This is a genomic window from Curtobacterium flaccumfaciens (genome assembly GCF_018598405.1).
Classification (GTDB): Bacteria; Actinomycetota; Actinomycetes; order Actinomycetales; family Microbacteriaceae; genus Curtobacterium; species Curtobacterium aurantiacum.
Map to the genome: position 1 here is coordinate 1 of NZ_JAHEWS010000056.1, position 3,484 is coordinate 3,484.

Here is a 3,484-nt window from a genome sequence, read left to right on the forward strand (position 1 = left end):
GCCGTGGCCAGCACGAACGACACCCCGGCCGACCGCAGCACGTGCACCCGCCGATCTCGAGCGTCCACGGATGCCGACTCGCGCTCCACGACGGTCACGAGACCCGCTCCTCGCGCAGCACCCGGACGCGTCCGGCGGGCACGACGGTGTCCGGCCCGTGGCCGGACCCGTCGAGCAGGTCCGTGCCGGACGCACGGACCGTGACGTCGTCAGCACGGTGGTTGACGAGGAACAGGAAGGCGGAACCGTCGTCGCCGACGCGACGCACCGCCTCCAGGCCTGGAGGCCCGGTGACCGTCCGCAGGATCCCCCGCTCCGCGATCACCCCGTCCACGAGCCGTTGGATGCTGTCGTCCGCGAGCATCGCGGACACGTACCAGGCGCCGCCGCCGACGGCGCGGCGCGTGACGGCAGGTCGGCCCGCGAGCGGGCCGTCCGTGTAGGTGAGCACCGGCTCGGCGCCCGCGAGGACGACCGCCTCGGCCCAGTCGGTGACGGCCTCGCCGTCGTCCAGGGGCCAGCGTTCATCGCGCTGCAGCGGCGTGAACTCCTCGCTCCACGCACCGAGCACGTCGCGGAAGGCCCCCGGGTAGCCGCCGGTGCGGATGCGAGCGGTCTCGTCGGCGACCCCGGACAGGTACGTGACCACCAGCGTCGCACCGCGCTCGACCACGGCGGCGATCCGAGCAGCGGTCGCGTCGTCGACGATGAGCATCGTCGGCACGATCACCACGTCGTACCCGCTCAGTTCGGCGTCGGCGGGGACCACGTCGGTGAGCACCTGCCGGTCGTGGAACGCACGGTGCCAGGCCCGGAGCTCCCGGCCGTAGCGCAGACCCCGGTGCGGCTTGAGCCCGGACTGCACGGCCCAGCCGGAGGCCTCGTCCACGACGATCGCGACCCGGGCCGGCTCGACGCGGGTTCCCTGCACCGGAGCGAGGTCCTGCAGCGCCCGGCCGAGGGCGAGGACCTCGCGCCAGATCCGGGTCCGGGTGCCGGCGTGCGGGACCATCGCGGAGTGGAACTGCTCCGCTCCCGCGGTCGATGCACGCCACTGGAAGAACAGCGCCCCGTCGGAACCGTGTGCGACGTGGGCCAGGGCGTTCCGGACCAGCTCGGCGGGTTCCTTGGCGCGGTTGCGCTGCTGCCAGCTCGGGCCGCCCGTCGAGTGCTCCATGAGCAGCCAGGGACGGCGGTCCGCCGACATCCCGCGCATCCGGTCACCGGCCAGCGCGAGGTCCTGCTCGCGGCGGACGTCGTCGACGAGCGTGTAGTGGTCGTTCGCGACGATCGCCACGTGCTTCGCCCACCCGGCGTAGTCGACGACCTGCGAGCCGGCTCCCACCATGAAGTTCGTCGTGACCGGCACGTCGGAGTGCTGCTCGATGACCTCTTTCTCGGCGTCGAACTGCCGGAGCAGCGCGTCGGAGGAGTACCGCTCGAAGTCCAGCGCGAGCCCGGGGTTCGGCGCTCCACCCACACCTCGAGGCGGGGACACCTCGTCGAACGACGTGTACGTGTGCCCCCAGAAGGCCGTGCCCCAGGCGTCGTTCGCGGCCTCGACATCGCCGTACTTCGCGACGAGCCAGTGCCGGAAGTCCGCTGCCGACTCCTCGCAGTAGCACCGGCCGTTGCCGCCGCCGAGCTCGTTGCTCACGTGCCAGAGCCGCACCGCGGGGTGCCGGCCGTACCGTTCCGCCAGCGCATCGACCATTCGGAGGGCGTGCTCCCGGAACAGTTCCGAGGCCGGGCACCATCCGAGCCGCCCGCCGGGGCGCTCTCGTCGCTCGGTGGCGTCGACGGGCAGGATCTCGGGGTGTGCCGTCAGCAGCCAGTTCGGCGGGGCGGCCGTCGGCGTCGCCAGGTCCACCGCGATGCCGTGCTCGTGCAGCAGCGCGAGCACGTCGTCCAGCCACGCCCACGTGAAGTCCCCCGGCGACCGCTCGAGCAGTGCCCACGAGAAGACCCCGACGGTGACCAGGTTCACACCGGCTGCACGCATCAGCCGGACGTCCTCGAGCCAGGTCTCCCGGGGCCACTGCTCGGGGCTGTAGTCGCCGCCGAACGACAGGCCGTCGGTCGGCCACGGGACGGTGGGGGCATCGGTCACGGCATCTCCTTCGATGGTGTGGACCGCTCAAGCCTCCCGGCTCCGTCCGAGTTTGTCAACGCGTGTAACTAACGCGCCGATGGGTCAGCCGCTGTCTCGGGTGATCACTCCCCCAGCAGTCGGCGGATCGCGAGCACCGCACCGGCACGGGCCCACTCCGAGAACTCGAACGGCTGCACCTCGACGGTGACGGGCTCGGTGTACGGCGCCAGGGCGGCACGCAACGAATCGTCGACCGCGGCCCGGGCGAGGTCGTACACGGGCAGCCCGTCGCCCGTCAGCACGATCGCCGAAGGATCCGCGATGTGGACCGCGGTGGCGAGCAGGACCCCGAGCGCACGGCCGGCGTCCTCGAACGCAGCGAGGGCTCCTTCGTCGCCGTCCCGAGCGAGCTCGACCACCTGCTCGTAGGTCTTCCCCTCGTGTCCCGCGTTCCGCACGACCACCGGACTCGGCAGGTAGCTCGAGGCACACCCGGCGTGCCCGAGCCCGCAGTCCGGTCCGCCACCGAGGACCGGCAGGTGTCCGATGCGTCCCAGCCGCCCGTGCTCCCCGGTGGAGACCTGCCCGTTCGCGATGAGCCCGAGCCCGAGGCCCTCACCGACCGTGACGAGCACCATCGACCCGCGTCCCGCACCGGCCCCGAACCAGTGCTCCTTCGCGGTCAGGGCGTGCACGTCGTTCGCCGTGAAGCTGGCGACGCCCGTCCGTTCCTCGAGCATCCCGGCGAAGGGCACCTCGTGCCACCCCAGGAACACCGACGCCGCCACCACGGACTCCCCCGCGCGGACGATGACGTCACCGGGCAGTGAGACCCCGATCGCGCAGATGGCCGGATGCGCCGCGCGGAGCCGCTCGAGCACGGCCGCGATCCGCTCGGCGAGGGAGGCGGGGTTGGTGTCGTCGATGACTTCTTCGTGCAGGGCGAGGACTCGGCCGCCCAGGTCCGTCACGGCGGCGTACAGGCGGTCCTTCGTGAGCTTGATGCCCAGGAACTCCCACTGCCCGCTGCTCACCTGCAGGAGCTCCGACGGCCGACCCGTCGCACCACGCACATCGGTGCCGACCTCGACCACCAGCCGCTGTGCCACGAGAATCCGCATCGCCCGGGTGAGGCTCGCCCGCGAGAGCCCGAGCGACCGGGCGATCTCAGCACGGGAGAGCACCCCGTGGATGAGGATCTCCCGCAGTGCCAGTCGGGAGCCGTCGGGCAGCGCCGGCCAGGCTTCGGTCATCGTTCCTCCGTCGTCGGCTGATCCTATGGCCTGACCGGTCCCCGTCGACAAGGACCCAGAACGGGCCGCAAACGCAGAAAACCCCTGACCACGAATGGTCAGGGGTTCCCTGGTGTTTCTACGTTAAGTCCGGCGGCGT

At 71.8% G+C, this 3,484-nt stretch carries 2 protein-coding genes; both read right to left on the bottom strand.

The window, feature by feature from the left end:
• Nucleotides 1-94 precede the first annotated feature (94 nt).
• The gene (locus KK097_RS17720; RefSeq protein WP_214545624.1) at nucleotides 95-2,110 is read right to left on the bottom strand and encodes a beta-galactosidase; all 2,016 of its coding nucleotides are present in this window, start codon (nucleotides 2,108-2,110) and stop codon (nucleotides 95-97) included.
• A 104-nt stretch (nucleotides 2,111-2,214) separates the two neighbouring features.
• Entirely contained in the window at nucleotides 2,215-3,345 is a 1,131-nt protein-coding gene (locus KK097_RS17725; protein ID WP_214545625.1) for an ROK family transcriptional regulator, read from the bottom strand.
• Between the last annotated feature and the right edge of the window lie 139 nt (nucleotides 3,346-3,484).